The sequence below is a fragment of the Rhizobacter sp. genome, assembly GCF_031412075.1.
Lineage (GTDB): Bacteria > Pseudomonadota > Gammaproteobacteria > Burkholderiales > Burkholderiaceae_C > Rhizobacter.
Genome location: NZ_JANOCG010000355.1, coordinates 1 through 3,667 on the forward strand (window position 1 = coordinate 1; position 3,667 = coordinate 3,667).

At 66.4% G+C, this 3,667-nt stretch carries 4 protein-coding genes; all 4 read left to right on the forward strand.

The window, feature by feature from the left end; genetic code table 11:
* A partial coding sequence (locus RMO40_RS13200; RefSeq protein WP_309721839.1) for a flagellar M-ring protein FliF C-terminal domain-containing protein occupies positions 1-530 on the forward strand: 530 nt, incomplete at its 5' end.
* Positions 531-539: 9 nt separating this feature from the next.
* A complete protein-coding gene (gene fliG, locus RMO40_RS13205; RefSeq protein WP_309721842.1) occupies positions 540-1,535 on the forward strand; it encodes a flagellar motor switch protein FliG in 996 nt (331 codons plus the stop codon).
* Positions 1,522-2,283 (forward strand): FliH/SctL family protein, encoded by a 762-nt coding sequence (locus RMO40_RS13210; protein WP_309721849.1) that lies wholly within the window; start codon positions 1,522-1,524, stop codon positions 2,281-2,283. Before fliG ends, RMO40_RS13210 begins: the two co-directional genes overlap by 14 nt.
* On the forward strand, positions 2,280-3,667 hold a 1,388-nt coding region (fliI, locus tag RMO40_RS13215; protein WP_309721853.1), incomplete at its 3' end, for a flagellar protein export ATPase FliI. The genes RMO40_RS13210 and fliI, both read left to right, overlap by 4 nt.

A 3,667-nucleotide genomic window follows, 5' to 3' on the forward strand; every position in this document is an offset into this window, starting at 1 on the left:
CTGCCGTGGTCGTCAACCACCGCAGCGTGACCGACGCCAAGGGCAAGACCAGCGTGGTGCCTCTCACCACCGACGAGCTGGAAAAACTCAACACCCTGGTGCGCGAGAGCATCGGCTTCAAACAGGACCGGGGCGACTCGGTCAAGGTGATCAACGCGCCGTTCAAGGTCGAGGCCGTGGCCAAAGACGACACCCCGTTGTGGAAACAACCTCAGACCGTCGACCTGATGCGCGCCGGCGCCGTGCCCGCTGCATTGGCGCTGGTGGCCCTGGTGGTGGTGTTCGTGCTGATCCGCCCGGCCCTCAAGGCCGCGCTCCAGCCCGCCTCACCGGTCGACGCGCGTGGCAACGCGCTCAACGTGGTCGCCGACGACGAGGCACTGCCCGCTGCAGAACCCGAATTCCTGCGCATCGAGTCGCCCAAGGTCAGCGCCCACCTGCAAAGTGCGCGCGCCTTTGCCAAAGAGAACCCCACGGCGGTGGCAAGCATCGTGCGCGGCTGGGTCAATGGCGACACCTTGAAGGCATAAGAGAAAAGCATGGACGCACAAGGTCTCGAAGACGCAGCGATTCTGCTGATGTCACTCGGAGAGGAAGAAGCCTCCGAGGTGTTCAAGCACCTCACGCCCAAGGAAGTGCAAGGCCTGGGTGAAACCATCGCCAAGATGAAGAGCATCCCGCGCGAGAAGGTCGAGGGCGTACTGGAAAAGTTCGCCGTCGTGGCCTCGGAGCAGAGCATTCTGGTGACCGACACCGACGAGTACGTGAAAGCGGTCTTGCGCAAGGCGCTCGGCGACGACAAGGCCAACCTGCTGATCGACCGCATCTTGCAGGGCGGCGATGTGAGTGGCATCGAAAGCCTGAAGTGGATGGACGCGCAATCGGTGGCCGAGCTGCTGCGCAACGAACACCCGCAGATCGTGGCCGCCATCCTGGTGCACCTCGACTATGACCAGGCCTCGGGTGTGCTCAAGTGTTTCACCGAACGCCAGCGCAACGAAGTGCTGGTGCGCGTGGCCACGCTCGACGGCATCCAGCCCTCGGCGCTGAAAGACCTGAACGAAGTCATGAGCAAGGTGCTGGCCGGTGGCGACAAGCTGCGCAAGGCCTCGCTGGGTGGCGTGAAGACGGCCGCCGAAATGATCAACCTGATGGGTGCGAGCGTCGAGACCGCGGTGCTCGACTACATCCGCGAGGCTGACAACGAGCTTGCGCAGAAGATCATGGACAACATGTTCACCTTCGACGATCTGGAGAAGATCGACGACAAGGGCATCCAGCTCTTGATGAAGGAAGTGCAGTCCGAATCGCTGGTCATCGCGCTCAAGGGCGCCACGCCAGAGATGCGCGAGAAGGTGTTCCGCAACATGTCGACCCGTGCGGCCGAAACGCTGCGTGAAGACCTCGAGGGCCGCGGCCCGGTGCGCGTGAGCGAGGTCGAGGCCGAACAGAAAGAGATGCTGAAGATCGTCAGACGCCTGGCCGACGAAGGCCAGATCGTGCTCGGAGGCGGCGGTGACGATGAATTCCTCTAAACCGCCAGGTGGCGGTGCGGCCAAGCCGGCCACGCCCTACAGCCGTTTCATCCCGCGCGAAGAGCTCAACTCCTTCGCGGCCTGGAAGCCGGGTGCGCTGTCGGGGGGTGACGACACCCAGGCCTCGCCGTTGCAACGCGCCGAGCCCCCGGCCCCGCCTGCGCCGCCCAAGCCCTCGCCCGCTGAAGAGCTGGCTGCGCATGTGCGCGCTGCGCGCACGGCCGGCTACCAAGACGGTTACCGCGATGGCCTGGTGGCACTCGAAGGTTTCAAACAAAGTTTTGCCGCGCAGACCACCGCCCAGGTGGGCGCGCTGATGCTGTCCTACAACCAGCAGCTCGACGACCTGCAGCAAGACATGGCGCGTGCGCTGGCCGTCGCGGCCACTCACCTGGCGCGTCAGATCGTGCGCAGCGAGCTGGTGCAACGCCCCGCACTGGTGGTTGCCGTGGCACAGGAAGCTGTCGACACGCTGCTGCTCAGCGCGCACCACATCACGCTGCGCGTGCACCCCGACGACCACGCCCTGGTGGCGCAGGGTGCGGCCGAGGTGCTGGTGGCGCGTGGTGCACGTTTGTTGTCAGACACCGCGGTCACACGCGGTGGCTGTGTGGTCGAGTCCGACATTGGTGTGATCGACGCGAGCCTGGAAGCCCGCTGGCGGCGTGCTGCCGCCTCGCTGGGCATCGACGAACACTGGAACGGCGGCCCCACGCCAGACGATGACGACGAGGTGAGCGACTCATGATCACCTCGCCGCACGAAAAGCAGGCCCTGGCCACCGCTGAAAAGTGGCAGCGATACCTGGCCGACATGCAGACCTTTTCCGCCGAGCCGGTGGCGCTCGAGACCCAAGGCACGCTGGTTCGCGTGGCTGGCCTGGTGCTCGAAGCCGCGGGCTTGCGCGTGCCCGTGGGCTCGGTGTGCCAGATTCACATGGACAAGCACCGTGTCGACAACCAGCCGCCGGTGCTCGCCGAAGTGGTGGGCTTCTCGGGCGACCGTGCCTACCTCATGCCCACCAGTGACGTGCAAGGCCTGGCCAGTGGTGCCCGTGTGGTACCTCGCCCTTCGCCCATCGTGCCGATGCAGCTGGGCGCCGCCTACCACCCCTGGCGCCGAGGCGAAGACCGCACGCAGCACCTGCCGGTGGGCGACGGCCTGCTCGGGCGGGTGATCGACTCGCACGGCCACCCGATCGACCGCAAGGGCCCGCTGCACCATGTGCACAAGGAGCCGCTGATCCGCCGCTCGATCAATGCGATGGACCGTGACCCGATCCGCCAGCCGCTGGACACCGGCGTGCGCGCCATCAACGCCATGCTCACCGTGGGCCGTGGCCAGCGCATCGGCCTCTTCGCCGGCACCGGCGTCGGCAAATCGGTGCTGCTGGGCATGATGGCCCGCTACACCGCAGCCGACGTGATCGTGGTCGGGCTGATCGGCGAGCGCGGCCGTGAAGTGAAAGAGTTCATCGAAGACATCCTGGGCGAAGAAGGCATTCGCCGCTCGGTGGTGGTGGCCGCTCCCGCCGACGCGCCGCCGCTCACCCGCATGCAGGGCGCCAACTACGCCACCGCCATTGCCGAACACTTTCGCGACCGGGGCCAGCACGTGCTGCTGCTGATGGACTCGCTGACCCGCTACGCGATGGCCCAGCGCGAGATCGCACTCGCCATCGGCGAGCCGCCAGCCACCAAGGGTTACCCGCCGAGCTGTTTTGCCAAGCTGCCGCAGCTGGTGGAGCGCAGCGGAAATGGCCTGCGCGGAGGCGGCTCGATCACCGCGTTCTACACCGTGCTGTCCGAAGGCGACGATCAGCAAGACCCGATCGCGGATGCCGCGCGCGGCATCCTCGACGGCCACATCGTGCTCACCCGCGAGCTGGCCGAGGCCGGCCACTACCCCGCCATCGACGTCGAAAAATCAATCTCGCGCGTGATGAACAACGTGGCCGCGCCCGAGCACATCGACGCGGCGCGGCGCTTCCGCCAGCTGCACTCCAAATACCAGAAGGCGCGCGACCTGATCCAGCTGGGCGCCTACAGCCCTGGCGCCGACGCCGAGCTGGACCGCGCCGTGCAACTTCACGAACCCTTGGCCACGCTGCTGCGCCAGGACATGCACCCGCC